At 67.4% G+C, this 24,692-nt stretch carries 22 protein-coding genes; 9 read left to right on the top strand and 13 right to left on the bottom strand.

Features of this window, described 5'->3' with window-relative positions:
• Nucleotides 1–55 precede the first annotated feature (55 nt).
• A complete protein-coding gene (kbl, locus tag ACW11F_RS00280; RefSeq protein WP_456994741.1) occupies nt 56–1,249 on the top strand; it encodes a glycine C-acetyltransferase in 1,194 nt (397 codons plus the stop codon).
• Between the two features lie 105 nt (nt 1,250–1,354).
• Here kbl and ACW11F_RS00275 read toward each other — a convergent pair whose 3' ends face one another.
• Entirely contained in the window at nt 1,355–1,873 is a 519-nt protein-coding gene (locus ACW11F_RS00275; protein WP_456994739.1) for a hypothetical protein, read from the bottom strand.
• A 227-nt stretch (nt 1,874–2,100) separates the two neighbouring features.
• A complete protein-coding gene (locus ACW11F_RS00270) occupies nt 2,101–3,261 on the bottom strand; it encodes an OmpA family protein (RefSeq protein WP_456994737.1) in 1,161 nt (386 codons plus the stop codon).
• 690 nt (nt 3,262–3,951) lie between these two features.
• On the opposite strand from ACW11F_RS00270, the gene ACW11F_RS00265 reads away from it, so the two are divergent.
• Entirely contained in the window at nt 3,952–4,410 is a 459-nt protein-coding gene (locus ACW11F_RS00265; protein ID WP_456994735.1) for a cell wall hydrolase, read from the top strand.
• 77 nt (nt 4,411–4,487) lie between these two features.
• Nucleotides 4,488–5,102: a glutathione S-transferase N-terminal domain-containing protein gene (locus ACW11F_RS00260; protein WP_456994733.1), complete on the top strand. Its 615-nt coding sequence runs from the start codon at nt 4,488–4,490 to the stop codon at nt 5,100–5,102.
• Between the two features lie 95 nt (nt 5,103–5,197).
• On the opposite strand, the gene prpF is transcribed toward ACW11F_RS00260, so the two are convergent.
• The 6 genes from prpF to ACW11F_RS00230 all read right to left on the bottom strand — a co-directional run bounded on the left by prpF (nt 5,198) and on the right by ACW11F_RS00230 (nt 14,091).
• Entirely contained in the window at nt 5,198–6,406 is a 1,209-nt protein-coding gene (gene prpF, locus ACW11F_RS00255) for a 2-methylaconitate cis-trans isomerase PrpF (RefSeq protein ID WP_456994731.1), read from the bottom strand.
• Nucleotides 6,407–6,416: 10 nt separating this feature from the next.
• Complete coding sequence (gene acnD, locus ACW11F_RS00250; protein WP_456994729.1) at nt 6,417–9,026, bottom strand: Fe/S-dependent 2-methylisocitrate dehydratase AcnD; 2,610 nt, start codon at nt 9,024–9,026, stop codon at nt 6,417–6,419.
• Nucleotides 9,027–9,159: 133 nt separating this feature from the next.
• Entirely contained in the window at nt 9,160–10,305 is a 1,146-nt protein-coding gene (gene prpC / locus ACW11F_RS00245) for a bifunctional 2-methylcitrate synthase/citrate synthase (protein WP_456994727.1), read from the bottom strand.
• A 43-nt stretch (nt 10,306–10,348) separates the two neighbouring features.
• Entirely contained in the window at nt 10,349–11,248 is a 900-nt protein-coding gene (prpB, locus tag ACW11F_RS00240; RefSeq protein WP_456994725.1) for a methylisocitrate lyase, read from the bottom strand.
• 143 nt (nt 11,249–11,391) lie between these two features.
• Nucleotides 11,392–13,296, bottom strand: a complete 1,905-nt coding sequence (gene prpE, locus ACW11F_RS00235; RefSeq protein ID WP_456994723.1) for a propionate--CoA ligase — start codon at nt 13,294–13,296, stop codon at nt 11,392–11,394.
• Nucleotides 13,297–13,413: 117 nt separating this feature from the next.
• Complete coding sequence (locus ACW11F_RS00230; RefSeq protein ID WP_456994721.1) at nt 13,414–14,091, bottom strand: RluA family pseudouridine synthase; 678 nt, start codon at nt 14,089–14,091, stop codon at nt 13,414–13,416.
• 77 nt (nt 14,092–14,168) lie between these two features.
• Between ACW11F_RS00230 and ACW11F_RS00225 the strand changes: the two genes are divergently transcribed.
• Entirely contained in the window at nt 14,169–15,536 is a 1,368-nt protein-coding gene (locus ACW11F_RS00225; RefSeq protein WP_456994719.1) for a M14 family zinc carboxypeptidase, read from the top strand.
• A gap of 566 nt (nt 15,537–16,102) precedes the next feature.
• On the opposite strand, the gene ACW11F_RS00220 is transcribed toward ACW11F_RS00225, so the two are convergent.
• Genes ACW11F_RS00220 through ACW11F_RS00210 form a run of 3 tightly spaced genes read right to left on the bottom strand, consistent with a single transcriptional unit; the run spans nt 16,103 to nt 18,656 of the window.
• Entirely contained in the window at nt 16,103–17,086 is a 984-nt protein-coding gene (locus tag ACW11F_RS00220; protein ID WP_456994717.1) for a malate dehydrogenase, read from the bottom strand.
• 34 nt (nt 17,087–17,120) lie between these two features.
• Nucleotides 17,121–17,474 (bottom strand): glutaredoxin family protein, encoded by a 354-nt coding sequence (locus ACW11F_RS00215; protein WP_456994715.1) that lies wholly within the window; start codon nt 17,472–17,474, stop codon nt 17,121–17,123.
• Nucleotides 17,475–17,477: 3 nt separating this feature from the next.
• On the bottom strand, nt 17,478–18,656 hold the full coding sequence (locus tag ACW11F_RS00210) for a pyridoxal phosphate-dependent aminotransferase (protein ID WP_456994713.1): 1,179 nt from the start codon (nt 18,654–18,656) through the stop codon (nt 17,478–17,480).
• A 147-nt stretch (nt 18,657–18,803) separates the two neighbouring features.
• Here ACW11F_RS00210 and ACW11F_RS00205 point away from each other — a divergent pair, with 147 nt between their 5' ends.
• Genes ACW11F_RS00205 through ACW11F_RS00195 form a run of 3 tightly spaced genes read left to right on the top strand, consistent with a single transcriptional unit; the run spans nt 18,804 to nt 21,261 of the window.
• Nucleotides 18,804–19,481: a hypothetical protein gene (locus ACW11F_RS00205; RefSeq protein ID WP_456994711.1), complete on the top strand. Its 678-nt coding sequence runs from the start codon at nt 18,804–18,806 to the stop codon at nt 19,479–19,481.
• Nucleotides 19,478–20,653: a M48 family metalloprotease gene (locus ACW11F_RS00200; protein ID WP_456994709.1), complete on the top strand. Its 1,176-nt coding sequence runs from the start codon at nt 19,478–19,480 to the stop codon at nt 20,651–20,653. Before ACW11F_RS00205 ends, ACW11F_RS00200 begins: the two co-directional genes overlap by 4 nt.
• On the top strand, nt 20,650–21,261 hold the full coding sequence (locus ACW11F_RS00195) for a hypothetical protein (protein WP_456994707.1): 612 nt from the start codon (nt 20,650–20,652) through the stop codon (nt 21,259–21,261). Before ACW11F_RS00200 ends, ACW11F_RS00195 begins: the two co-directional genes overlap by 4 nt.
• Nucleotides 21,262–21,268: 7 nt before the next feature.
• On the opposite strand, the gene ACW11F_RS00190 is transcribed toward ACW11F_RS00195, so the two are convergent.
• Both ACW11F_RS00190 and ACW11F_RS00185 read right to left on the bottom strand, forming a co-directional pair.
• Entirely contained in the window at nt 21,269–21,526 is a 258-nt protein-coding gene (locus ACW11F_RS00190; protein ID WP_456994705.1) for a DUF6868 family protein, read from the bottom strand.
• A 112-nt stretch (nt 21,527–21,638) separates the two neighbouring features.
• On the bottom strand, nt 21,639–22,133 hold the full coding sequence (locus ACW11F_RS00185) for a peptidylprolyl isomerase (RefSeq protein WP_456994703.1): 495 nt from the start codon (nt 22,131–22,133) through the stop codon (nt 21,639–21,641).
• A 144-nt stretch (nt 22,134–22,277) separates the two neighbouring features.
• Here ACW11F_RS00185 and typA point away from each other — a divergent pair, with 144 nt between their 5' ends.
• Nucleotides 22,278–24,122, top strand: coding sequence for a translational GTPase TypA (typA, locus tag ACW11F_RS00180; protein ID WP_456994701.1), 1,845 nt, complete (start codon nt 22,278–22,280; stop codon nt 24,120–24,122).
• A gap of 29 nt (nt 24,123–24,151) precedes the next feature.
• Entirely contained in the window at nt 24,152–24,628 is a 477-nt protein-coding gene (locus ACW11F_RS00175) for a DUF2127 domain-containing protein (protein ID WP_456994699.1), read from the top strand.
• Nucleotides 24,629–24,692 lie beyond the last annotated feature (64 nt).

Here is a 24,692-nt window from a genome sequence, read left to right as displayed (position 1 = left end):
CCTTGATCTTGCTTCATACTCGTTTCTCTTTCCTCCTCACTCGTTCCTGGCCCTTATGTCCCTGACTTCCCGCTACCACCAGACGCTCGATGAAATCCGCGATGCCGGGTTGTTCAAGTCCGAGCGCATCATCACCAGCCCGCAAGCGGCGGAGATCCGGCTCGAGGACGGCCGCCGGGTACTCAACTTCTGCGCCAACAACTACCTCGGCCTGGCCGACCATCCCAAGCTGATCGAGGCGGCGCGCTGCGCGCTGGACACCCACGGTTTCGGCCTCGCCTCGGTGCGCTTCATCTGCGGCACGCAGGACTTGCACAAGGAGCTCGAAGCCACCATCGCCGAGTTCTTCGGCACCGAGGACACCATCCTCTACGCCGCCTGTTTCGATGCCAACGGCGGCCTGTTCGAGCCGCTGCTGGATGCCGAAGACGCGATCGTCTCGGACGCGCTCAACCACGCCTCGATCATCGATGGCGTGCGCCTGTGCAAGGCCAAGCGCTACCGCTACGCCAACTGCGACATGGCCGACCTGGAAAAGCAGCTCCAGCAGGCGCGCGCCGATGGTGCGCGCAGCATCATGATCACCACCGACGGCGTGTTTTCGATGGACGGCTTCATCGCGCCGCTGGACGAGATCACCGCGCTGGCGGAGAAATACCAAGCGATGGTGCATATCGATGAATGCCATGCCACCGGCTTCGTCGGCAAGACCGGCCGTGGCAGCGCCGAACTCAAGGGCGTGCTGGACAAGATCGACATCTTCACCGGCACCCTGGGCAAGGCCATGGGCGGCGCCATCGGTGGCTTCACCACCGGCAAGCGCGAGGTGATCGAGATGCTGCGCCAGCGCTCGCGGCCCTACCTGTTCTCCAATTCGCTGCCGCCGCACGTGGTCGCCGCCGGTACCCGTGCCTTCCAGATGCTGTCCGAAGCCGACGACCTGCGCCGGCAACTGGCCGAGAACACCGCCTACTTCCGTGAGCAGATGCAGGCGCGCGGCTTCGACCTCAAGCCGGGCGAGCACCCGATCGTGCCGGTGATGCTGTACGACGCACCGTTGGCGCAGCGCTTCGCCGAGCGCCTGCTGCAGGAAGGCATCTACGCGATCGGCTTCTTCTTCCCGGTGGTGCCCAAGGGCGAGGCGCGCATCCGCACCCAGATCAGCGCCGCGCATACCCGCCAGCAGCTGGATCGCGCGATCGACGCCTTCACCCGCATCGGCCGCGAACTGGGCGTGCTCAAGGACTGAAGCCGTCCCGAGCCGAGCCTCTGCGGCCACCGGCTCCGCTGCAAACGACAACGGCGCGCCCCGGGGCGCGCCGTTTCACTGTCCGGACACCGGAACGGGCCGGGATCAGGGCTCGTCGGGCTGTTGCTTCTCCGCCTCGCCTTCGGCCGGGGTTTCGGCCGGCGGCGTGGCGCCGGCATCGGCGGTCTGCACCGGCTTGCGCCCGGCGATGCGGATGCCGCGCGCCTGCATCCAGGCATCGAACTCGTCCGCGGTCATGCGCTTGCCACCCTGGGTCAGGCTGAAGCGCCAGGGCGTGTTGTCGTACTCGGTGCGCGGCTTGTAGGCGGCCGGGTCATTGGGGTCGACCGGGCTGGGTGCGGGGATCGCGCGTGCCACGCGGCAGGATTCGATCTGCATGCGCAACAGGACCGATTCGGCCGACACCGCTTGTTCGTAAGCGCGCGAGAGCACGCCGGTCGGCGAGCCCAGGTCGGACATCGGCGCCAGGAACTCGCTGGACAGCGGGCTGGTGGCGCCCGCGGGCAGCGGCATCACCTGCGGCACGTTGGCGCAATTGGGCGCGCCCAGCACGGGGGCGGCGGCGATGAGCAGCGGCAATGCAAGCAGCAGGCGTGGCAACATGGGAACTCCTGGAAACCGGCGCGAGCGCGGCAATGGAAAGGCGTTGCCAATGTAGGCGAAATCGTCGCGGGATGAAAGTCTTGCGCAAGGCTGTTCGCGCTGCATCTGAACTTTCCGCATCGCGGTGACGGTGCATCGGCGCCTCGGGCGAAACCCTGTTCGCAACACGCGGGCAAAAAGAAACCCGGCACGAGGCCGGGTTTCCCTTGTTGCGGAAGAGTGCCGTATTACTGGCTGTTGAGCTCGGTACGACGGTTCTCTTCGTTCTTGCACTCCGGCAGGGTCTGCGCGGTCGGCACCAGCGGACGGCTCTCACCGTAGCCAACCGGACCCACCAGACGACCGGCGTCGATGCCGTTGCTGGTCAGGTAGTTGTACACGGCGCGCGCACGACGCTCCGACAGGGCCTGGTTGTAAGCGTCGGCACCGCACAGGTCGGTGTGACCGGCGACTTCAACACGCATTTCCGGATAGCGCTTCAGGATCTCGATGGCCTGGTTCAGGGTTTCCATCGAGCCCGGCACCAGACCGGCGCTGCCGATCTGACCGTTCCAGTTGCGCTTCGGGAAGTCGAAGTCGAAGTTCACGCCTTCCAGGTTGATGGTCAGCGGGACCGGGCAGCCATCCGGACCGACGGCGGTGCCGGCCGGGGTGTTCGGGCAGCGGTCATCGCAATCGTTCACGCCGTCACCGTCGCTGTCCATGTCGGCACAGGTCTGGGTCGGGGCGGGCGCAGGGGCCACCGGGGCCACCGGCTCCGGGCCGAGGGCGATGGTCAGGCCGACCGAGGCCAGGTAATCGATGAACTGGCTCTGCTGCTTGTAGGCCGGAGCCTGGTCAAGCGGCATGCCGGACGGACCGGCCTGGACCTTGTCGAAGTCGACGCGGGCGCCGATTTCGGTACGCAGGTCGACGCGGCCGAAGTCGGCCTGCAGACCCACGCCAAGGTTGGCAGCGGCGTTGTTGTCGCGGTGCTGGGCCGGGTAGTTGCCATGGATGTCCGGCGCGCCGTTGAAGCCGACGAACTCTTCCTCATGGCGCTGCATGCCGACACCGAACTTCAGGTACGGCCACCACTTGCTGTCCGCATTGCGGAAGTGGTAACGCGCATCGACCGAGGCGCCGTACTGGCTCCACCACAGGTTCGGATTCGCTTCCTTGGCCGGGTTCTGGTAGTTCAGCTCCAGATCCACCGACCAGTTCGGGGTCCAGAACTTGCCGAAGCCGAGGGTGCCGAACACGGCATCATCGGTACCACGGTCCTTGTCCTGGAAGTTCACGCCGGTGGAGGCGGAAACGTACCAGCGATCATCGAACTCCTGGGCGACGGCGGAGTGCGCAACGCCCATACCGCACAACAGCGCGGCGCAGAGGAGTTTCTTCTTCATGTTGAGCTCCTTGGTCAAAACGATTTGACGGGTTGAGTGAAACGAAAAACGTGAAACATCAGTGCCGACGGCCCTGCGCAGCACCGCCACGCACGCAAGGCTACGGCGGCGAATGTGAAAGGCGTGTTAACAATAGCATAACAGTTCCCGATCAATGCCCCCTGTTCAGGCAACAGTCGGATTCAATTTCGGCGCGCTCGCCGTCGGTCTTGGCCGAGTCGGGGGGATCGAACACGCGCCATGCATTATATAGGTGCGATGCGTTGCAGCATATGCATGCGGTGAATCCCGTGCATCCGGCCGCCGCCGGATCCGCGGCCCCCGCCGGGCACCGGAAGTCCCGCCTGCCTGCACCACACTGCCGGAATGAGCGGCTTCGCCGCTGCATCACGCGCATCGCGCCATCTCAGCCCGCTGCCGAAGCCCAGCGGCTCCCGCTCGCGGCAAGCACAGAACGCGGCCGCGAATGTAAATCCCCATTCAGCCAGCATTCCGAATCGGCCTTCTAAGGTGCGCCCAATTTCGGCTGTCGCCCATTCAGATTCGGGCGACCTTGGCGGAATCCTCCGCCCGGGCTTTGCAGGTGCATCGGCGCCGCTGCCCTCCCTGACGCCATATCGCGGACGTACCCTCCTGTCCCCCCGGCCAACCCTGGCCCGTGTCCGCGAGCAACGAACACGGAGTACAACGATGAAACTGGCATGGCTTTTGTGGTTTGCCTCGATTCTTCCGCCCCAGGCCGGCGATTCCCTGTGCCTGTCGGCCACCCTGTACCTGGAAGCCCGCGACCAGCCGGCACTGGGCCAGAAGGCGGTCGCCGAAGTCGCGCTGCGGCGCGAGGACAGCGGCCTGTGGGGTGATTCGATGTGCCAGGTGGTGACCGCGCGCAAGCAGTTCGCGCCCACGCTGGTATCGCCGCAGACCCGGCTGAGCAATGTGGAAGCCTGGACCCGGGCGGTGAACATCGCCATCGAGGCCGAACAGAACTGGTCGCTGCCGGCCGGCCAGCGCCAGGAACTGGTGCCCGGCGCCAGCCATTTCATGGCGCATGCCATCGCCAAGCCGAACTGGCGCCATGCGCCGTCGGTCGCCACCATCGGCGACCACACCTTCCTCAAGGTGCAGCCCTTGCGCGCCCGCCGCGGCTGAGATCCCGGTCCCGGCGGCCCTCATCGGCCGTTCGCGCCGACTGGCGCATCATCGGGTTTTCCCCTGAGGAGAACCCGATGAAGCTCTACACCAAGCCCGGCGCCTGCTCGACCGCGGACCATATCGCCCTGCAATGGAGCGGTCTGCCGTTCGAGTTCGAGGTGATGGATGCGGCCGGCCTGAAATCCGACGAGTTCCGCGCTCTGAACCCGGCCGGCGCGGTGCCGGTGCTGGTCGATGGCGATTTCGTGCTGACCCAGAACGCGGCGATCATGGGCTATATCGCCGACAGCGCGCCGCAGGCAGGCCTGCTCGGTGATGGCAGCGTGCGGCAGCGCGCGGAGGCCGGACGTTGGCTGGCATTCTGCAATTCGGATCTGCACCCCTCCTATACGCCCCTGTTCTCGCCGGGTCTGTTCATGCGCGGTGCCGAGCACTACGACACGGTGAAGGAGCTCGCGCGCACGCGCGTGCGCAAACAGTACGAAACCGCGGATCGGCGCCTGGGCGAGACCGGTGACTGGCTGGCCGGCTTCCGCAGCGTGGCCGACCCCTACCTGTTCGTGACCCTGCTCTGGGCCGACAACACCGGTGTCGACCTGTCCGGATTGCAGCATCTGGCTGCGTTCCGCGAGCGCATGCGCGCCGATCCTGGCGTGCAAACGGCATTCAAGGCAGAGGGTTTGGCCTGAGCCGCAGTGCCTGAGCCAGACGCGGGGCCCAAGCCCCATGAGAAAACCCGCGCCGAAGCGCGGGTTTTTCGTTGCACCATGCAGACGCAGGCCGCTCAGCCCATGCAGTCGGCCGGCACCCGCACCTCGCCCTGCATCAGCACCCGCGCGCTGCGGCTCATCACCGCCTTGCGCACCATCCACGCGCCATCCACCTGCTCGGCCGCCGCGCCCACGCGCAACGTGCCGGAAGGATGGCCGAAGCGCACCGCTTCGCGCGCACCACCGCCGGCGGCGAGGTTGACCAGCGTGCCGGGTACCGCGGCGGCGGCGGCGATCGCCACCGAGGCGGTGCCCATCATCGCGTGGTGCAGCTTGCCCATCGACAGCGCACGCACGCGCAGGTCGATGTCCGCTGCCGCGATCGGCTTGCCACTGGAGGCGACGTAATCGGCCGGTGGCGCGACGAAGGCCACCTTGGGCGTGTGCTGGCGGGTGGCGGCTTCGCTGGCATCGGCGATCAGCCCCATGCGCAGCGCGCCGGCGGTGCGGATCGCCTCGAAGCGCGCCAGCGCCTCGGCATCGCCATTGATGTCGACCTGCAGCTCGCTGCCGGAACAGCCGATGTCGGCAGCGTTGATGAAGATGGTGGGGATGCCGGCGCTGATCATCGTCGCCTCAAGCGTGCCGATGCCCGGCACCTCCAGCGCATCGACCACGTTGCCGGTCGGGAACATGCTGCCGCCGGCCTCGCCCTCGTCGGACGGGTCGAGAAACTCCAGCACGATCTCGGCGGCGGGAAAGGCCACCCCGTCCAGCTCGAAATCACCCAGCTCCTGCACCTGGCCGCCGGCCACCGGCACATGCGCGATGATGGTCTTGCCGATGTTGGCCTGCCAGATGCGTACCGTGCACAGGCCATCCTGCGGCACCCGCGCCGGATCGATCAGCCCTTGGGCGATCGCGAACGGCCCCACCGCGCTGGACAGGTTGCCGCAGTTGCCCGACCAGTCGACGAAATCGCTGTCGATGCTGATCTGCCCGTACAGGTAGTCGACATCGTGATCCGGCCGCTCGGACTTCGAAATGATCACGCACTTGGACGTGCTCGAAGTCGCCCCGCCCATGCCGTCGATGTGCTGCCGGTACGGATCGGGCGAACCGATCACCCGCTGCAGCAGCGCATCCCGCGCCGGCCCCGGCACACGCGCGGCTTCGGGCAGGTCCTGCAGCCGGAAGAACACGCCCTTGGACGTGCCACCGCGCATGTAGGTGGCGGGGATGGACAGTTGCCGTGGCATGGCACGCTCCGTGTCGGTGTTCATGGCGTGACGCTCAGACCTCGCCCGCCAGAAAATCCTGCGCGAAGCGCTGCAGGACGCCGCCAGCTTCGTAGATGGCGACTTCTTCGTCGGAGTCGAGGCGGCAGGTGACCGGGACTTCGACGGTTTCGCCGTCCTTGCGGTGGATGACCAGGGTCAGGGTGGCGCCGGGGGTGCGTTCACCGACGACATCGAAGGTTTCGCTGCCGTCGATGCGCAGGGTCCTGCGGTCGGTGCCGGGCTGGAACTGCACCGGCAGCACGCCCATGCCGATCAGGTTGGTGCGGTGGATGCGCTCGAAGCCTTCGGCGACGATCGCTTCCACGCCGGCCAGGCGCACGCCCTTGGCCGCCCAGTCGCGGCTGGAGCCCTGGCCGTAGTCGGCGCCGGCGATGATGATCAGCGGCTGGCCGCGGTCCATGTAGGTTTCGATCGCTTCCCACATGCGCATGACCTTGCCGTCCGGCTCGACGCGGGCCAGCGAGCCCTGCTGCACTTCGCCATCGACCACCGCCATCTCGTTGATCAGCTTGGGGTTGGCGAAGGTGGCGCGCTGCGCGGTGAGGTGGTCGCCGCGATGGGTGGCGTAGGAATTGAAGTCTTCCTCGGGCAGGCCCATTTTCGCCAGGTACTCGCCGGCGGCGCTGGACGGCAGGATGGCGTTGGACGGCGAGAGGTGGTCGGTGGTGATGTTGTCGCCGAGCACCGCCAGCGGGCGCAGGCCGCGCAGGCTGCGTTCGCCGGCCAGCGCGCCTTCCCAGTACGGCGGGCGGCGGATGTAGGTCGATTGCGGGCGCCAGTCGTACAGCGGGCTGACCTGCTCGCCATGTTCGACCTGCAGCCTGAACATCGGCTCGTACACCTGGCGGAAGAACTCCGGCTTGACGCTGGCCTTGACCACCGCATCGATTTCCTCGTCGCTGGGCCAGATGTCCTTGAGCCGCACCTCGCGGCCTTCGGCATCGATCCCGAGCACGTCCTTTTCGATGTCGAAGCGGATGGTGCCGGCGATGGCATAGGCGATCACCAGCGGCGGCGAAGCCAGGAACGCCTGCTTGGCATAGGGATGGATGCGGCCATCGAAGTTGCGGTTGCCGGAAAGCACCGCCACCGAATACAGGTCGCGGTCGATGATTTCCTGCTGGATCGCCGGATCCAGCGCGCCGGACATGCCGTTGCAGGTGGTGCAGGCGAAGCCGACGATGCCAAAGCCCAGCTGCTCCAGCTCCGGCAGCAGTTCGGCATCGTCCAGGTACAGCTCGACCGCGCGCGAGCCCGGCGCCAGCGAGGTCTTGACCCAGGGCTTGCGGCTCAGGCCGCGGGCATTGGCATTGCGTGCCAGCAGGCCGGCGGCGATCACGTTGCGCGGGTTGGAGGTGTTGGTGCAGCTGGTGATGGCGGCGATGATCACCGCGCCATCGGGCAGCTTGCCGGCGGCTTCCTCGGCGCGGGCGGCATCCAGCCCGGCGCTGCTGGCGATGCCGCGCGAGGCCAGTTCGTCCACCGGCAGGCGCCGGTGCGGATTGGACGGGCCGGCCATGTTGCGGCCGACGCTGGACAGGTCGAAGCGCAGCACGCGCTCGTATTCGGCCTCGCGCATGGCATCGGCCCACAGCCCGGCGGCCTTGGCATAGGTTTCGACCAGTTGCACCTGGGCCTCGTCGCGGCCGGTCAGGCGCAGGTAGTCGAGGGTCTGCTGGTCGATGTAGAACAGCCCGGCGGTGGCGCCGTATTCCGGGGTCATGTTGGAGATGGTGGCGCGGTCGCCGATGGTCAGGTGCGCCGCGCCTTCGCCGAAGAACTCCAGGTAGGCACCGACCACGCGCTCGTTGCGCAGGAACTCGGTCAGCGCCAGCACGATGTCGGTGGCGGTGATGTTCGGCCCCGGCTTGCCGGTCAGCTCCACGCCGACGATGTCCGGCAGGCGCATCCACGAGGCGCGGCCGAGCATCACGTTCTCCGCTTCCAGCCCGCCCACGCCGATCGCGATCACGCCCAGCGCATCCACGTGCGGGGTGTGGCTGTCGGTGCCGACGCAGGTGTCGGGGAAGGCGACACCGTCATCCACGTACACCACCGGCGACATCTTCTCCAGATTGATCTGGTGCATGATCCCGTTGCCCGGCGGGATCACGTCGATGTTGCGGAAGGCCTTTTTGGTCCAGTCGATGAAATGGAAGCGGTCGGCATTGCGCCGGTCTTCGATCTCGCGGTTGCGCTCGAATGCGTCCGGCATGAAGCCGCCGCATTCCACCGCCAGCGAGTGATCAACGATCAGCTGCACCGGCACCACCGGGTTGACCTTGGCCGGGTCGCCACCGGCCTCGGCGATGGCATCGCGCAGGCCGGCCAGGTCCACCAGCGCGGTCTGGCCGAGGATGTCGTGGCAGACCACGCGCACCGGGAACCACGGAAAATCCAGATCGCGCCGGCGTTCGATCAGCTGGCCCAGGTAATCATCCAGCTGCGCCGGGTCGGCGCGTCGCACCAGGTTTTCGGCATGCACCTTGGCGGTGTACGGCAGGCGCGCCCAGGCGCCGGGCTTGATCGCATCGACCGCGGCAGCGGCGTCGTACCAGTCGAGCCGGGTGCCGGCCAGGGGTTTGCGGAATTGGCTGTTCATGCTTGGCTCTCCTGCAGTGGGCGACGGTGCGCTGCGATGGGGACGATGCGAAGGCGGCACGGCGCCGGGGCGATCACGGGCGTGCCCTGCCCTGCGCGCGCGCCCGCTTGCACGGGGCGGGCGCGGGCGTGCGTCAGCGCTGGTCGATATCGACGTAGTCGCGGTCGTCGGGACCGACGTAATTGGCGCTGGGGCGGATGATCTTGCCGTCCTCGCGCTGCTCGATGACGTGCGCGGCCCAGCCGGTGGTACGCGCGATCACGAACAGCGGCGTGAACATCGGCGTGGGCACACCCATCATGTGGTAGCTGGAGGCGCTGTACCAGTCCAGGTTGGGGAACATCTTCTTGGTGTCCATCATCAGGTTCTCGATGCGCTCGGACACGTCGAACAGGGTCTGGTTGCCGCCCTCGGCGCACAGCTTGCGCGAGAGTTCCTTGATGATCGGGTTGCGCGGATCGCCGATGGTGTACACCGGGTGGCCGAAGCCGATGATGATTTCCTTCTTCTCCATGCGCGCGCGGATGTCGGCCTCGGCCTCGTCGGCGCTGCCGTAGCGGCTGATGATGTCCATCGCCACTTCGTTGGCGCCGCCGTGCTTGGGCCCGCGCAGCGCGCCGATGGCGCCGGTGATGCACGAATGCATGTCGCTGCCGGTGCCGGCAATGACGCGTGCGGTGAAGGTGGAGGCGTTGAACTCGTGCTCGGCGTAGAGGATCAGCGACTTGTCCAGCGCCTCGACATGCAGCTCGCTGGCCGGCTCGCCGTGCAGCAGGTGCAGAAAATGGCCGGCGACGGTGTCGTCGTCGGTATCCACGTCGATGCGGCGGCCGTTGCGGGTGAAGTGCCACCAGTACAGCAGCATCGAGCCGAAGCTCGCCACCAGGCGGTCGGCGATGTCGCGCGCCTCGGCCGGCGGATGGCCTTCGCGCTCGGGCAGCACCGTGCCCAGTACCGAACAACCGGTGCGCATCACGTCCATCGGGTGCGCGTTGGCCGGGACCAGCTCCAGCGCATCGCTGACGATGGCCGGCAGCCCGCGCAGGCGCTTGAGCTTGGTGCGGTAGGCACGCAGCTGCGCGGCGGTCGGCAGGCTGCCGTGGATCAGCAAGTGCGCGACTTCCTCGAAGCTGGAACGGGTTGCCAGATCCTTGATGTCGTAGCCGCGGTAGTTGAGGTCATTGCCGCTGCGGCCGACCGTGCACAGCGCGGTATTGCCGGCGGCGGTGCCGGACAGGGCAACCGACTTCTTCGGCTTGGGCTTGGTGGTTTCGCTCATGGGGCTCTCCGGTTCAGTGCATGGGGTCGCCGCGGCGCATGGCTCACGGGTTGTCGGTTTCGGTGGTCTTGGCGAACAGCGCGTCCAGCTTGTCCTCGTAGGCGTGGTAGCCGAGGAAGTCGTACAGCTCGGCGCGGGTCTGCAGCTGGTCGATGGTGTTCTTCTGCGTGCCTTCGCGGCGCACGGTTTCGTAGAAGCCCAGGGCGGCCTTGTTCATCGCGCGGTAGGCGCCGCAGCAGTACAGGGCGATGTCGACGCCGGCATCGCGCAGCTCGTCGGTGGTGAAGAACGGGGTGGAGCCGAACTCGGTCAGGTTGGCGAGGATCGGCACCTTCACCGCGGCCTTGAATTTGCGGTAGTCGTCCAGCGTTTTCATCGCCTCGGGGAAGATCATGTCGGCGCCGGCCTCGACATAGGCCACGGCGCGCTCGATCGCGCTGTCGATGCCTTCGGCCGCGGCCGCGTCGGTGCGCGCCATGATCACGAAGTCCGCATCGCTGCGGGCATCGACCGCGGCCTTGACCCGGTCCACCATCTCCGCCTTGGACACCACTTCCTTGCCCGGACGGTGGCCGCAGCGCTTCTGCCCGACCTGGTCCTCCATGTGCACCGCGGCCACGCCAATGCGCTCGAAGCTGCGAATGGTGCGGGCGATGTTGAACGCGCCGCCCCAGCCGGTATCGATGTCGACCAGCAACGGCATGCCGGTGGCATCGACGATGCGACGGGCGTCGGTCAGCACGTCCTCCATGGTGGAGATGCCAAGGTCGGGCATGCCCAGCGAATTGGCCGCAACGCCGCCGCCGGACAGGTACAGCGCACGGTAGCCGACGCGTTTGGCCATCAACCCGGCGTAGGCGGTGATCGCGCCCATCACCTGCAGCGGGGATTCTTCGGCCAGGGCGGCACGGAAGCGTGCGCCGGCGGATGCGGGAAGGCTCATGCGAACTCCTGCGGGAAAACCACCATTTTAGGTGATGCCGGAAATGCCGGCGGTGCACCGGGTATGCGCCCGCTGCATGCGCGACCCGAACCACCCGATGCAACGGGCGGGCGCAGGCCGATGCTGGCGTGCTGCACGCATGTTCAGCCGGCTTTCGTGACCTCGGCGGCAGCCAGTACCCGACGCACCTCGTCCAGCGCACCGGGATCGTCCAGCGTGGACAGATCGCCCGGATCGCGGTGTTCGGCCAGTGCCTGCAGCGAGCGCCGCAGCAGCTTGCCGGAGCGGGTCTTGGGCAGCGCATTGACCACGTGCACCTGCGCGGGCCTGGCCACCGCGCCGAGCTGATCGGCCACGCGCTGCTGCATCTGCGCGGCCATGCGCGCGGCCTCGGCCGGATCCACCGCCTGCTTGAGGGTGGCGAACACGATCGGCAACTGGCCCTTCAGCTCGTCGTGCACGCCGACCACCGCGGCCTCGGCCACCGCCGGATGGCTGGATACCGATTCCTCGATCTCGCGCGTGCCCAGGCGATGCCCGGCGACATTGATCACGTCGTCGGTGCGGCCAAGGATGAAGGTATAGCCGTCCTCGTCGCGGATCGCCCAGTCCAGCGAGGAATACAGCAGCTCGTTGAAATGGCTGAAATAGCCGGCGCGGAAGCGGGCGTCGTTGCGCCAGATGGTGCTCATGCAGCCCGGCGGCAGCGGCGGCTGGATCACCAGCACGCCCTTCTGCCCGGCGGCGGCGTCCTCGCCGCTGGCCTCGTCGATCACCCGCAGCCGGTAGCCCGGCGCCGGCAGTCCCGGTGAGCCGAACTTGACCGGCTTCAGCTCCAGTCCCGGCATCAGGCACAGCACCGGCCAGCCGGTTTCGGTCTGCCAGTAATTGTCGATCACCGGCTTGCCCAGCGCCTTGTGGATCCAGTCCGCGGTCGGCTCGTCCAGCGGCTCGCCGGCAAGGAACAGCCATTGCAGCTTCGACAGGTCGTACTTGTGCAGCCATTCCGGATCCTGCTTCTTCAGCACCCGGATCGCGGTCGGCGAGGAGAACATCGTGCGCACGCCGTACTGCTCGCACAGCCGCCACCAGATGCCGGCATCCGGCGAAGTCGGCAGGCCTTCGTAGAGAATGCTGGTGGCGCCGGCGATCAGCGGGCCGTAGACATTGTAGGAATGGCCGACCGCCCAGCCCACGTCCGAGGTCGAGAACATGACCTGGCCGGGGCGCACGTCATAGATCGCCCACATCGACATCGCCATCGCCACCGCATAGCCGCCGACATCGCGCTGCACGCCCTTGGGCTTGCCGGTGGTGCCGCTGGTGTACAGCAGGTAGCTGGGCTCGTTGGATTCCAGCCATTCGACCTCGACTTCGGCATCGGCAAACTGCTCGCGCAGCGGCGCGTAATCCAGGTCGCGGCCTTCGACGCGGCTGCGATCCGGGTCCAGCCCGCGATCGACCACCAGCACATGCGCCGGCGGATGCGCGGATTCGGCCAGCGCCGCATCCACCAGCGGCTTGTACGGAATCACCTTGCCGCCGCGCATGCCGGCATCGGCGCAGATCAGCAGCTTGGGCTCGGCATCGTCGATGCGCATGGCGAGGTTGTGCGAGGCGAAGCCACCGAACACCACCGAGTGGATCGCGCCGATGCGCGCGCAGGCGAGCATGGCGAACACCGCCTCGGCCATGTTCGGCATGTAGATCACCACGCGGTCGCCACGCCCCACGCCCAGCGACTTCAAGACCGCGGCGAAGGTGTTGACCTCGCGATGCAGCTCGCGATAGCTGATCTCGCGTACCAGGTTGGTTTCGGTGGATACCGCCACCAGTGCCAGCTGCTCGCCGCGCTCGGCCAGGTGGCGGTCGACCGCGTTGTAGCAGAGGTTGGTCTGGCCACCGACGAACCATTTGCGGAACGGCGGGTTGGAATCGTCGAGAATCTGCCGCGGCGGCACGTGCCAGTGGATCGCTTCGGCCTGTTCGGCCCAGAAGCCTTCCGGGTCGTCGATCGAACGCTGGTAGAACTCCTGATACGAAGACATGGCGACACCGCTTGGCTGGGCAATGATCCGAGCCTAGGCCGAGGCGGCCGGCGGTTCACTTGGACATTGGTCGAACACGGCCCGCCCCACGACGGCTGAATGCGCGGCGCGCGCGGATCAGAACGGCGCCGGCGAGGAAAACGTCATGCGCTCGCCACTGGCCGGATGCACGAACGCCAGCGTGCTCGCATGCAGGCACACCCGCTGCGCCGGAGCCGCACCGTAGAAGACATCGCCGACGATGGCATGACCGATGCTGGCCAGATGCACGCGCAGCTGATGGCTGCGCCCGGTCACCGGCTGCAGCGCCAGCCGGCTGCGTCCGCACCGCGCATCGCGTGCCAGCACCCGCCAGCGGGTCAGCGCCGGCTTGCCGTGCTCGACATCCACCTTCTGCCGTGGCCGGTTCGGCCAGTCGCAGATCAGCGGCAGGTCGATCCCGCCGCCATCATCCACCGGCAGCCCTTCGACCAACGCCTCGTAGCCCTTGTCCACTTCGCGCCGTTCGAACTGCATCGAAAGCGCCCGTTGCATCGCCGCGCCGCGGGCAAACAGCATCAGCCCGCTGGTGACCTGGTCGAGCCGGTGCACGGTCAGCGCATCCGGCCACTGCCGTTGCAGGCGCGAGATCACGCAATCCCGGTTCTGCGGCAGTCTGCCCGGCACCGACAGCAAGCCGGCCGGCTTGTCGATGACCAGCAGCTGCGCATCGACGTGATGGAGCGCCAGCCCGGCGAATGAGGCGTCCGCCGGGCAGATGCCGCTCGCTTCGACCTGCGGGAAGCGCTTTTCCATGCACGAGGCTCCAGCCTGGAGGGCGCTCTATGATGCCTCGACACCCCTGTCGGATCGCCCCGGAGAGATCAGCGACGATGAACCGCCCTGCCCTTGCCACGCTGCTGCTCGCCGCCAGCCTCATGCTCGGCGTCGGCTGCGCCAGCCACCCCCCGCGCACGGGCGCGGACGCGAAGCCCACCACTGCACTGCCACCGCCGCCGGCATGGCTGGCCGAACTCGAGCATGACTACCCGAGCCGGCTGCGTGTCGCGGGGATCGAATCGCGTCGCTTCGCGCCGGAAGCGTGGTGGGACATCGTGACACCGCTGCTGACGGCCGAACGCGGCTTCCAGGTGGCCGAAGCCGGCCGCAGCGCCGAGGGCCGCATGCTGCGCCATGTGCGCTGGGGCGAAGGTGCGACGCCGATCCTGCTGTGGTCGCAGATGCATGGGGACGAAAGCACCGCGACGATGGCGCTGGCCGACCTGTTCCGCTTCCTCGGCGAGCAGCCCGACCATCCGCTGGTGCAGCGGCTGCGCACCCGCACCACCTTGCACCTGCTGCCACTGATGAATCCTGATGGCGCGCTGCGCTTCCAGCGTCGCAATGCGCAGGGCGTGGACATCAATCGCGATGCACGTGCGCTGGCCAGCCCGGAGGCGCAGGCACTCAAGCGCCTGTACGACAAGGTCGGTCCGGCGTTCAGTTTCAATCTGCACGACCAGCAAGCCGGTTACCGTGCCGGCGATTCCGCGCGCGGCACCGCGATTGCCCTGCTCGCACCGCCGCCGGATGGTTCCGGCGAGATCGGGCCCTTGCGGCGACGGGCGATCGAAGTCGCGGTGGCGATCCGCGCCGCGCTGGAGCCGGCGCTGGCCGGCCATCTCGCGCGCTGGGACGAGACTTTCAACCCGCGTGCGTTCGGCGATCTCAGCGCGCAATGGGGCAGCAGCACGATCCTGATCGAAGCCGGTGCCATCGAAGGCGATGTGCAGAAACAGACGCTGCGCCGGCACTATTTCCTTGCCCTGGTGGCGGCGCTGGACAGCATCGCCACGGGCACTCATGCCGGGCTTGATCCGGGCCACTACTTCGACTTGCCGGAGAACGGCAAGGTATGGCCGGATCTCATCATCCGCGGCGGCACCCTCATTGCGCAGGGCACCGCGCCACTGCGCGCCGACGTGCTGATCGACTTCAAGGACGCACTGACGGAAACGGGAGGCACGATCAAGGACGTCGGCGACCTGACCGAAGTGCGCGCACGGCGGGAAATCGACGCCCGCGGCCTGTTCCTGCGGCCGATCGCCTGCCCACCTGATGGCCCTGCGCAGGTGACATCGCGAGCGCTGCTGCCGGCGGCGCCGGCCTGCCTGAGCTTGAGTCGCGATGCCGAAGGCCGCGACGTGGTGTGGACCTTGCTGCGTGACGTCGACCCGCGGCAACCCGCACCGTCGCGCTGAGCGCAAACGAAACGGGGAAGCCGAAGCTTCCCCGTTATCGCCTTGATGCCAAAGCGAAATCGCGTTCCCGACCAGCCCCGGATCTCTGACGTTCCGGACCGGACGACGCGCTGGCAAGGCGTGGCGGCGTGAGCGGGCGCGAAGTGGACATCGGTCCATGAGCGTTCGCGAACGCCGCCGCAACGCAGCCAGAGCGAATCCACGACCTCTGACGTTCTGGACGAAGCCTTGGCAAGGAGCGGCATGGAGGGCAAAGCGCAGTGGACTGAAGTCCATGAGCATTTGCACGCCGTGCCGGCGACACCACCAAGGCACTGCCAGCCCCTGACGTTCCGGGCGACGCGCTGGCAAGGCGTGGTGGCGTGAGCGGGCGCGAAGTGGACACCGGTCCATGAGCGTTCGCGAACGCCGCCGCAATGCCGTCCCGTCCGCACGAATCTCGCGAGTTCTGACGTTCTGGACGAAGCCTTGGCAAGGAGCGGCATGGCGGGCAAAGCGCAGTGGACTGACGTCCATGAGCATTTGCACGCCGTGCCGGCGACACCGCCAAGGCGAGTTCCAGGACGTCAGAGGAGGTGGGCGACGCCGGCGCGCTCCTCTTCGAGTTCAGCGAGCGTCTTGTCCATCGCCGCGCGGCTGAACTCATCCACCGGCAGGTCCTTGACCACGCTGTATTCGCCATTGGCGGTGGTCACCGGCACGCCGTAGATGATGCCTTCGGGGATGCCGTAGCTGCCGTCGCTGGGCACGCCCATGGTGACCCATTCGCCGTCGCTGCCCAGCGCCCAGTCGCGCATGTGGTCGATCGCGGCATTGGCCGCGGAGGCCGCCGAGGACAGGCCGCGCGCCTCGATGATGGCGGCGCCGCGCTTGCCCACGGTGGGGATGAAGTCGTTGGCATTCCAGTCGGCGTCGTTGATGCGGTCCTTCAGCGAGGCACCGTCCACTTCGGCGAAGCGGTAGTCCGGGTACATGGTCGGGCTGTGGTTGCCCCATACCACCAGCTTTTTGATGTCGGCGACCGGCACGCCGGCCTTGGTGGCGAGCTGGCTCAGCGCGCGGTTGTGGTCCAGGCGCAGCATCGCGGTGAAGTTCTTCGCCGGCAGGTCCGGAGCCGACTTCATCGCGATGTAGGCATTGGTATTGGCCGGGTTGCCGACCACCAGCACCTTGACGTCGCGGCTGGCGACCTTGTTCAGCGCCTTGCCCTGCACGGTGAAGATCTCGGCGTTCTTCAGCAGCAGGTCCTTGCGCTCCATGCCCGGGCCGCGCGGCATCGCACCGACCAGCAAGGCGTAATCGGCATCCTTGAACGCGACTTCCGGATCATCGGTGCCGACCATGCCGGCGAGCAGCGGGAAGGCGCAGTCCTCCAGCTCCATCATCACGCCCTTGAGCGCGGCCTGGGCCTTGTCCAGCGGCAGTTCCAGCATCTGCAGGATCACCGGCTGGTCCTTGCCCAGCATTTCGCCGGAGGCGATGCGGAACAGCAGGGCGTAACCGATCTGGCCGGCGGCGCCGGTGACTGCAACTCGGACGGGGGCTTTCATGGGGATGCTCCTGTGGGGTCGGAAATGCGGGCGCTCAGTACACGCTGTAGCCAAGCGCGGATAGGTGCTGTTGCAGGCGCGCGGTATCGTAGCCACGCACCACGTTCTGGCCGATCACGGTCACCGGCACGCCGTGCGCACCGACCGCCGACATCGCTTTCTCGCCATCGAAGGTATCGATGTCGATGCGGGTGTAGTTGACGCCGGCACGGTCGAACTCGGCCTGCTGACGCCGGCAATACGGGCACCAGTCGGCGGCCAGCAGGACGATGCCGTCCTCGCCGGTGAGCAGGCGCGGATCACCCGCCTCGAGCCTGGTGCCACCGCCGAACCACCAGCCGCCGATGGCCAGTGCCAGCATGCCCAGCAGCAGCAGGCCGATGCGCATCGCTTACGCCAGTTCGCTGAAGAACTCGCGGAAGCGCTCCAGGCCCGGCGCCAGCTGCGGCGTGGGACAGGTGTAGCTGATGCGCAGCGCGCGCGGCTCGCCGAAGGCCGAACCGGGCACGCAGGCCACGCCCTTGGCTTCCAGCAGCGCGTTGCACAGCTCGACGTCGTTGCCGATCACCCGCCCATTGTGCGACTTGCCGTAATAGGCACTGACATCCGGAAACACGTAGAACGCGCCCTGCGGCCGGGGGCAGGCAACGCCCGGGATCGACTCCATCACCGCCATCACCTGGTCGCGCTTGGCTGCGAACTCGCGGCACTTTTCCTCGGGCACGTCCTGCGGGCCGGACAACGCGGCGACGGCCGCGGCGGCGACGATTTCCGGGACGTTGGTGATGTGGTTGGAGTTCATCGTGGTGACCGCATTGGCGACCACTTCGGGGCCGGCCATGAAGCCGACGCGCCAGCCGGGCATGCCGTAGGTCTTGGACAGCGAATCGACGAAGATCACCCGGTCACGCAGCTCCGGACGCGCATGCACGAAGTTGTGATAACCCACGTCATCGAACACCATGCGGTTGTAGATGTCATCGGTGATGATCCAGGTGTCCGGATGGCGCGCGATGACCTCGGCCAGCGCGCTGATCTCGTCCTTGCCATAGACCATGCCGGTCGGATTGGACGGATTGTTGAACAGGAACACGCGCGGCTTCTTCGCCAGCGCCGCATCCAGTTGTCCGGGCGTCAGCTTGTAATCCTGCTCCGGCGGGCACGGCAGCAGCTCGATCTTCGCGTTGACGATCTCGGCGATGTCGAGGTAGCTGGTCCAGTACGGCGTGGCGAAGGCGATCGTGTCACCCTCGTCGAGCAGGGCTTCGGCCAGGTTGTAGAGGATGTGCTTGGCACCGATGCCGGTGGCGCAGTTGGCGCGGGTGTAGCCCTCCAGGCCGAGCTTGCCGATATGGCCGAGGAAGGCATCGAGCAGTGTGTCCGCACCCCGGTTGCTGCCGTACTGGCCGCTGTCCTTCGCGACCGCTTCACGCGCGGCGTCGTAGACGTGAGGCCCGGGCAGGAAGTTCGGCACGCCGATCGAAAAACTGATGATGTCGCGACCTTCGGCCTTGAGTTGGCGGGCCTTTTCCGCGACCTGCATGATCGCGCTGGGCTTGGCGCGGGACATGCGCCGGGAGAGCTGTGGCATGGGGATGGATCTCCGAATTCACCAACCGGAACGGGGCGGAAAAGACGTCCCGGGGAGTGCGAAATGTTAACACAGGGCTGCTGCCGAACCGCTCGCAAAGGCCTGCTCAAAACGGCCTTCGCGCTGTTGTTGGTGGTCGTGCTCAGTGCCTGCACCTCGACCCAGGTGCGTACCGCGCGCAGCGATGCCGGCACGCCGCTGCGGCTGTCCGGGAGCGTGGTGATGATCAGCCCCGACATCGAGCTGTACGAAGTCGGTGCCGGCGGGACCCAGGAACCGCGCCGTGCCTGGAGCGAAGAGGCGCGCCGGCTGTATCCGCAGGCTGCACGCACCCTGCTCGAGCGCCAGGGCGTGCAGCTGCGCGAAGACTTCATGATTCCTGCGGATGCGGGACCGGAATCGCGCCTGCGCCAGCTGGAGCTGCTGAACCAGGCGGTGTCCAGCAGCATCGTGCGCTACAGCGGTCGCGGCAGTGCGCTGCGCAACAAGCATGGCCGTTTCGAATGGAGCCTCGGTCCCGGCGTGGCCGACCTGCGCGCAGCCACCGGCGCCGACTACGCACTGTTCACCTACATGCGCGACAGCTATACCAGCAGCGGCCGCGCTGCGATGCGCTTCATCGGCTTCCTGCTGCTGGGTGGCGACATCGGCGGCGGCATGCAGGTCGGGCTGGCCTCGCTGGTGGACCTGCGCACCGGCCAGGTGGTCTGGCACAACCTGCTGGTGGACCAAACCGGCGACTTGCGCACCATGGCCGGTGCCGAGGAAACCGCCGGCGACCTGCTCAAGGGCTTCCCGCGATGAGGCGCTGGCACGCGCTGCTCGTCGCGCTTATGGCACTGGGCCTCCTCGCCGGTTGTGCCTCGACCGCGCCGCTGCGCGAGAACGCGCCCGGCAGCCGCCCGCAGGCCGGCAGCGACGAGGACGAGCTGTGGTATGCGATGGAGCGCGCCGAGCGGGAGCTGCAACGCTCGCCGCTGCTGGTGCGCGATCCGGCACTCAATGCCTATGTGCGCGAAGTCGCCTGCCGCGCCGCCGCCGCGCATTGCCGCGACCTGCGCGTGTACATCATGGACGTGCCGGAGTTCAATGCCAGCATGGCGCCGAACGGGGTGATGCTGGTCTGGACCGGTGCATTGCTGCGCATGCGCAATGAAGCCGAATTGGCATTCGTCCTTGGCCATGAGGCCGGGCACTTCACCGCACAGCACTCGATCCGCCAGTGGCGCCGGATCAAGGACACCAGCGCCCTGATCAATGCATTCCAGGTGCTCGCCTTCGCCGGAGGCGCGCCCAACGTCGCCATGCTCGGCGGCCTCGCCGGCTACGCCACCATCTTCAAGTTCAGCCGCGACATGGAACGCGAAGCCGACCGCCTCGGCGTCGAAGCCCTGCTGCGTGAAAACTACGACCCGCAGGCCGGCGCCGAGTTGTGGGCGCGCATGCTGGCCGAGGAGCGCGCGCGCCCGTACCAGAAGCGCATGGGCCTGTTCTCCACCCATCCGCCCTCCGCCGAACGCCTGGAGGACATCCGCGAAGTGGCGCTGGCCGCGCCCGCATCCACGCGCGAACGCGGTGGAGAGCGTTACCGCAAGGCGACGCGGCCGTTCCTGCAGCGCTGGCTGGCTGCGGATCTTGCGCAGCGCCGCTATGCCAGCTCGCTGTTGCTGGTCGAGGGCCTGCTGCAGGATGCGCCCGCCACCGAGCGTGGCCTGCTGACCTTCCAGCTCGGCGAAATCCACCGTCGCCGCGCTGGCGCCGGTGACCGCGAACGTGCCGCCGCGCTGTATGCCGAAGCGGTCACGTTCGACCCGGCGCCGGCCGCGGCCTGGCGCGAGCATGGCTACGCCCTGCAGGCCGGCGGCCAGCACGACGCCGCGCGCATGGCACTGCGGCGTTACCTGCAACAGGCCCCCGATGCCAGCGACCGCGCCGTGGTCGAACGCGCACTGGAAAAGCTCGGAGCACCCCGATGAAGCTTCGTCCCCGCCCCCGCCGCCGTCCCGCGCCTCGCCTGCATCAACTGCTCGGTGTCGTGCTCATGACCCTGCTGCTGGCCGCCTGCGGCGGTGCCGCGCTGGTCAAACCCGGCGCGAACAGTGCCGGCAGCCGGCTGCAGATCGACAGCGGCATGGAGTGGACCCGGATCCATGCCGGCCGCCACCAGATCTGGACCATGGACGGGGAGCTGCTCAATCGCCTGTACCTGATCCCGGCGGTGCGGCCCGGGGAGTTCATCTTCCTCGGCCAGCGGCAGAGCTCGCGCCGCCCCGATGGCGCCTATTTCCACCCGGGTGCACGCGCCGACGAGATCCGCGACCTGGTGGTCGACGGCTTGGCCGCCGCCGGTGCGGTCGGCATCCGCAGCGAAAACCTGCGGCCGGTGAACTTCGGCAAGCACGAAGGCGTGCGCTTCGAATTGCACCTGTCCAACCAGGACGGCCTGCGCTATCGCGCCATGGTCGCGGCCTTCGAGCACGACCAGCGCCTCGCGCTGGCCCTGTTCCTCGCTCCGGCGGAGTATTACTACCCGCGCGACGAGGCCAAGGTCGATCGCATGCTCGACAGCCTGCGCTGGAAGTGAAGCTGCCTCAGCCGCTCAGCAGCCAGGTCAGCGCCACCCACGGCACCAGGCCGAACAGCAGGATGCCGACCTTGTACGCCGCCATCGCGCCGTAGTGCAGCGCGTCGAACGTGTGCCGATCCAGGGCGAACCAGCGCCCATGCAGGCGCTGCAGCCCGTCACGGGCAAACACGATCACCCCGAACCACAGCAGCAACACCATGTAATTGAGCAGCACGCAGATGCCGAGCAGATCGCGCAGCATCTGCAGATCGATCACGCTCATGTTCTCCCTCCCGGGCGCGGCGGGCGGTGCCGCCCGACGCAGCATAACCCGGCACAAACGCGACGGGCGGTGCCCAAGCACCGCCCGCCGGGATCCTGCCGTGTGCAGTGGCTCAGGCCGAGAGCAGCTTGTTCCACTCCGCAACGCGGTCGGCACGCGCGGCCAATGCAGCGTCGGCATCACCCTCGATGCGGATCGAGTTGATCGCATCGCCCTGCTTGACCGCATCCACCACTTCCAGCCCCTCGAGCACCTTGCCGAACACGGTGTGCTTGCCGTCGAGCCAGTCGGTCTTGATGTGGGTGATGAAGAACTGGCTGCCGTTGGTGTTCGGGCCGGCATTGGCCATCGAGATCACGCCGCGTTCGTGGGCGACGCCGTTGTCGGTTTCGTCCTCGAAGCGGTAGCCGGGACCGCCGGTGCCGCGCCCCTGCGGGCAGCCGCCCTGGATCATGAAGTTGTCGATGACGCGATGGAAGTTGAGTCCGTCGTAGAAGCCACGCTTGGCCAGGTTGACGAAGTTGGCGACGGTCAGCGGCGCCTTGTCGGCAAACAATTCGAGCTTGATCGGGCCGCGCGAGGTGTCGATGGTGGCGGTGACGGGCATGTGCAGTTCTCCGTGGTGTTGACCCGGCCTATCTGGGGGCGTCGATGCCGCTTCGCAAGAGCGCGTGGCACGGGCGGGCGGCGCGTATAATCAACGGCATCCCATCCTCAGTCGATGGCTGCCCGACGACGGCGGCCCGTTCCCATGTCCATCAAAAACCTGCGCAACATCGCCATCGTCGCCCACGTCGACCACGGCAAGACCACCCTCGTCGACCAGCTGCTGAAGAAATCCGACACCTTCGACGAGCGCACCGTGCTGGCCGAGCGGGTGATGGATTCGGGCGACATCGAAAAAGAACGCGGCATCACCATCCTCGCCAAGAACACCGCGATCAAGTGGAAGTCGCCGGAAGGCGAGGAATACCGCATCAACATCGTCGATACCCCGGGCCACGCCGACTTCGGCGGCGAGGTCGAGCGGGTGCTGTCGATGGTCGATTCGGTGCTGGTGCTGGTCGATGCCATGGACGGGCCGATGCCGCAGACCCGCTTCGTGACGCAGAAGGCCTTCGACATGGGCTTCAAACCGATCGTGGTGATCAACAAGGTGGATCGCCCGGGCGCGCGCCCGGCTTGGGTGCTGGATCAGACCTTCGACCTGTTCGACCGGCTCGGTGCCAGCGACGAACAGCTCGACTTCCCGGTGATCTACGCCTCCGGCCTGAACGGCTATGCCGGCCTCGACGAGTCGGTGCGCTCCGGCGACATGACCGCGCTGTACCAGGCCATCATCCGCCACGTGCCACCGCCGCCGGTCAGCGAGGATGGCCCGTTCCAGATGCGCGTCTCCAGCCTCGACTACAACAACTACGTCGGCGTGATCGGCGTCGGTCGCATCCAGCGCGGCCGCCTGCGCGCCAACATGCCGGTCAGCGTGGTCGGCACCGATGGCAAGGTCCGCAACGGCAAGGTGCTGCAGGTGCTCGGCTTCATGGGGCTGGATCGCATCGAGGTGGACCAGGCCCAGGCCGGCGACATCGTGGCCTTTTCCGGCATCGATGGCCTCGGCATTTCCGAAACCCTGTGCGATCCGTCGGCGGTGGAAGCGTTGCCGGTGCTGTCGGTGGACGAGCCGACCATCTCGATGACCTTCCAGGTCAACGATTCGCCGTTTGCCGGGCACAAGGACCGCTCCGGCGGCAAGTTCCTGACCAGCCGCCAGCTGCGCGATCGGCTGATCCGCGAAACCGCGCACAACGTCGCGCTGCGGGTGGAAGACACCAATGACGCCGACAAGTTCAAGGTCAGCGGGCGTGGCGAACTGCACCTGTCGATCCTGATCGAAACCATGCGCCGTGAAGGCTACGAGCTGGCGGTGTCGCGCCCGGAAGTGATCGTGCGCGAGATCGACGGCGTGATGCAGGAGCCCTACGAGCAGCTGGTGGTGGATCTGGACGAGGAGTACCAGGGCAGCGTGATGTCGCGCCTGGGCGAACGCAAGGCGCTGCTGCAGAGCATGGAACCGGATGGCAAGGGCCGGGTGCGCATGGAGTTCATCATCCCCGCGCGCGGGCTGATCGGCTTCCAGACCGAGTTCAAGACCCTGACCTCGGGCAGCGGCCTGCTGTTCCACGTGTTCGACCATTACGGTCCGCGCGCCGATGCCGACATCGGCCAGCGCCAGAACGGGGTGCTGATCTCCAACGACACCGGCACCTCCACCGCCTATGCGCAGATGGCGATGCAGGAGCGCGGGCGGCTGTTCGTCTCGCCGCAGGAGGAAATCTACGAGGGCCAGATCGTCGGCATCCATGCCAAGGACAACGACCTCACGGTCAATGCCCTGCGCGCCAAGCAACTGACCAACTTCCGCGCCTCCGGCAAGGATGATGCGCTGGCGCTGACCCCGCCGATCCGCTTCTCGCTGGAGCAGGCACTGGAGTTCATCGACGACGACGAACTGGTCGAAGTCACCCCGCGCGCAATCCGCCTGCGCAAGAAACTGCGCACCGAGGTCGATCGCAAGCGCGCCAGCCGCGCCGCCTGACGCACGGGCGGCTGCATCAGGATGCCGCGATGATGGCGCGCCCGGACGAGTCGAGTGACGCAGCAGCCGCTCCGGGCCTCGCCAGCCTGCGCGCGGTGGCCATGCTGGAAGCCGCCAAGGGCGTGCTTGCCCTGCTGCTCGCCGGCGCCCTGCGCTGGCTGGGCCCGGATGCGTTCCGCTCGGCGCTGCAATCCGTCACCGAACTGCTGCACCTGCAGCCGCACCACGGCAGCAGCGCGTGGCTGGTGAAGGCGATCGATGCCGGGACCTTGAACCTGGTCGCCGCGCTGGTGGTGCTGTACGGGCTGTTGCGTCTGATCGAAGCCGCCGGCCTGTGGCGTGCCCGTGCCTGGGCCTCGTGGCTGGGCGCCGTCGGCGCCGCGGTCTACGTGCCGTTCGAGGTGGTCGCGCTGCTGCGGCATCCGCACTGGCTCACGCTGGCGATCCTGCTGGTCAACCTGCTGGTGGTCTGGGTGCTGGCGCGCGATCTGTATCGCCGCCGCTGAGCACGGCAACCCGCACACTCGCGGGTGCACGCCAGGGCGCGGGATGCGGCAAGCCCGCGCGGGC

Source organism: Luteimonas sp. e5 (assembly GCF_054031035.1).
Note: the sequence above shows the minus strand (reverse complement) of the source record. Positions and strands in the feature narration are given on the sequence as shown.

Coding starts and splice junctions, on each gene's coding strand:
- ACW11F_RS00195 (WP_456994707.1), top strand. CDS start 20,650: ATGAAGCTTCGTCCCCGCCCCCGCCGCCGTCCCGCGCCTCGCCTGCAT.
- ACW11F_RS00175 (WP_456994699.1), top strand. CDS start 24,152: ATGATGGCGCGCCCGGACGAGTCGAGTGACGCAGCAGCCGCTCCGGGC.
- ACW11F_RS00225 (WP_456994719.1), top strand. CDS start 14,169: ATGAACCGCCCTGCCCTTGCCACGCTGCTGCTCGCCGCCAGCCTCATG.
- typA (WP_456994701.1), top strand. CDS start 22,278: ATGTCCATCAAAAACCTGCGCAACATCGCCATCGTCGCCCACGTCGAC.
- ACW11F_RS00265 (WP_456994735.1), top strand. CDS start 3,952: ATGAAACTGGCATGGCTTTTGTGGTTTGCCTCGATTCTTCCGCCCCAG.
- ACW11F_RS00190 (WP_456994705.1), bottom strand. CDS start 21,526: ATGAGCGTGATCGATCTGCAGATGCTGCGCGATCTGCTCGGCATCTGC.
- ACW11F_RS00185 (WP_456994703.1), bottom strand. CDS start 22,133: ATGCCCGTCACCGCCACCATCGACACCTCGCGCGGCCCGATCAAGCTC.
- prpE (WP_456994723.1), bottom strand. CDS start 13,296: ATGTCTTCGTATCAGGAGTTCTACCAGCGTTCGATCGACGACCCGGAA.
- ACW11F_RS00220 (WP_456994717.1), bottom strand. CDS start 17,086: ATGAAAGCCCCCGTCCGAGTTGCAGTCACCGGCGCCGCCGGCCAGATC.
- ACW11F_RS00270 (WP_456994737.1), bottom strand. CDS start 3,261: ATGAAGAAGAAACTCCTCTGCGCCGCGCTGTTGTGCGGTATGGGCGTT.
- ACW11F_RS00210 (WP_456994713.1), bottom strand. CDS start 18,656: ATGTCCCGCGCCAAGCCCAGCGCGATCATGCAGGTCGCGGAAAAGGCC.
- prpF (WP_456994731.1), bottom strand. CDS start 6,406: ATGAACACCGACACGGAGCGTGCCATGCCACGGCAACTGTCCATCCCC.
- prpC (WP_456994727.1), bottom strand. CDS start 10,305: ATGAGCGAAACCACCAAGCCCAAGCCGAAGAAGTCGGTTGCCCTGTCC.
- ACW11F_RS00230 (WP_456994721.1), bottom strand. CDS start 14,091: ATGGAAAAGCGCTTCCCGCAGGTCGAAGCGAGCGGCATCTGCCCGGCG.
- ACW11F_RS00260 (WP_456994733.1), top strand. CDS start 4,488: ATGAAGCTCTACACCAAGCCCGGCGCCTGCTCGACCGCGGACCATATC.
- ACW11F_RS00200 (WP_456994709.1), top strand. CDS start 19,478: ATGAGGCGCTGGCACGCGCTGCTCGTCGCGCTTATGGCACTGGGCCTC.
- prpB (WP_456994725.1), bottom strand. CDS start 11,248: ATGAGCCTTCCCGCATCCGCCGGCGCACGCTTCCGTGCCGCCCTGGCC.
- kbl (WP_456994741.1), top strand. CDS start 56: ATGTCCCTGACTTCCCGCTACCACCAGACGCTCGATGAAATCCGCGAT.
- acnD (WP_456994729.1), bottom strand. CDS start 9,026: ATGAACAGCCAATTCCGCAAACCCCTGGCCGGCACCCGGCTCGACTGG.
- ACW11F_RS00215 (WP_456994715.1), bottom strand. CDS start 17,474: ATGCGCATCGGCCTGCTGCTGCTGGGCATGCTGGCACTGGCCATCGGC.
- ACW11F_RS00275 (WP_456994739.1), bottom strand. CDS start 1,873: ATGTTGCCACGCCTGCTGCTTGCATTGCCGCTGCTCATCGCCGCCGCC.